This is a genomic window from Mycobacterium sp. IEC1808 (genome assembly GCF_002101935.1).
Lineage (GTDB): Bacteria > Actinomycetota > Actinomycetes > Mycobacteriales > Mycobacteriaceae > Mycobacterium.
Window position 1 is genome coordinate 1 of the sequence record NZ_LQPV01000061.1, and the last position, 1531, is coordinate 1531.

At 72.2% G+C, this 1531-nt stretch carries 1 protein-coding gene and 1 pseudogene; both read right to left on the minus strand.

Features of this window, described 5'->3' with window-relative positions; all coding sequences use genetic code 11:
- Nucleotides 1-683: PE family protein (locus AWB92_RS23790; RefSeq protein ID WP_142282280.1), on the minus strand; the 683-nt coding region annotated here is incomplete at its 3' end.
- A gap of 236 nt (nt 684-919) precedes the next feature.
- Nucleotides 920-1531 (minus strand): annotated as a pseudogene (locus AWB92_RS31140) (hypothetical protein); the annotation flags it as partial.

A 1531-nucleotide genomic window follows, 5' to 3' on the forward strand; every position in this document is an offset into this window, starting at 1 on the left:
TCCCCGCCCAGGCCGCCGGCCCCGCCGGCCCCGCCGGCACCGTTGAACAGGGAGAACAAGTGCCTGTTGGCCCCACCGGCACCACCGGCGCCGCCTTGCCCGCCTCCCGCGATGATGCCGGGCCCGCCGTTTCCGCCGACCCCGCCGGCCCCGCCGGGACCGCCACCGAGGTACCCATTGACGCCGCCCGCCCCGCCGGCCTGCCCGGCGCCGCCGGATCCACCGTTACCGCCGTCCCCGATCAGCCAGCCGCCGTTGCCGCCGGCCTGCCCGGTCCCCGGCGCCCCGTTGGCGCCATTGCCGATCAGCGGCCGTCCCGTCAGCAGCTTGACCGGCCCGGGCGGCAATCCCGCGGTCAGACTCTGCAGTTCGCCGACCAATGCCGTCAACGGGTCGGCATTGGCCGCCTCGACGGCCGAGTAGGCTCCCGCACCAGCGGTCAACGACTGCACGAATTGGTCATGAAATGCGGTCGCCTGCGCGCTGAGTGCCTGAAACTCCCGGGCGTAGCTGCCGAACAACGAAGAAATCGCAACCGAAACCTCATCCTGTCCCGCCGCCAATAGCGATGTCGTCGAACCTGCCGCCGCCGCATTGGCGGACCTAATCGACAATCCAATGCCGCTCAATTCCGACGACGCTGCGGTAACGATCTCAGGAGAGATCAGGACAAAAGACGGCATCTACGGCTCCTCTGGGATGTGAACGGGGCGAACGAAACACAAGTAACCGAAAATCTACGCTTTCACTTGGCATCCGGAAGTGATTTCACCGATCGAAATGGCGTGTTGCGCCATTCTGTGGCGCCACGGTCGCGCGCGTCGTAAGCGACTGGTATAAGCCCCGACATTCGTCATCGTGCGGCGGTCGGGAAAGGCGCCCATTTCAAATGCCGGATCTCGGCCGACCAACACCGGTATCACACGGACTGCCCGTCGCCGCCGCCATTGCCGCCAATGATCAATGCCTCGGCACCGGAGCCGGCCACGCCGGTGGCGCCGCCGTCACCGCCGTATTGGCCGGCCCCACCGCCCGCGCCTCCGGTCCCGCCGAAGTCACCCTTCGCACCGGCGACGCCAGGGACGGCGTTGGCCGGGTAGGCCCAGGCGCCGCCGCCACCGCCACCGCCGGGGCCGGTGCCGCCGGCTCCGCCGCCACCTCCGAAAGCGAGCGGCGATGCGGTGGTGATCGCGTTACCGCCTGAGCCCCCCGCTCCGCCGGCGCCGCCCGCGTAGGCGGCCCCTCCACCGCCTCCGCCGCCTCCGCCGATGCCCATGTCCCCGGTCGATACCCCGAGAGCGCCGCCGCCGGCACCGCCGCCGCCTCCGGTGCCGCCCGCCCCGCCGTTGGGGGCACCGGCGCCACCCGTGCCGCCGTCCCCGCCGAGTCCGAGCGCGACGGGTTGGCTGAGCTGGGTCGAGGCCGCGCCGCCGGTGCCGCCGTCCCCGCCGGCGCCGCCGGTGCCACTACCGCCGCCGATGCCGCCGACACCGACCTGGCCGCCCTTGCCGCCCGCCCCGCCGTTGGGGGC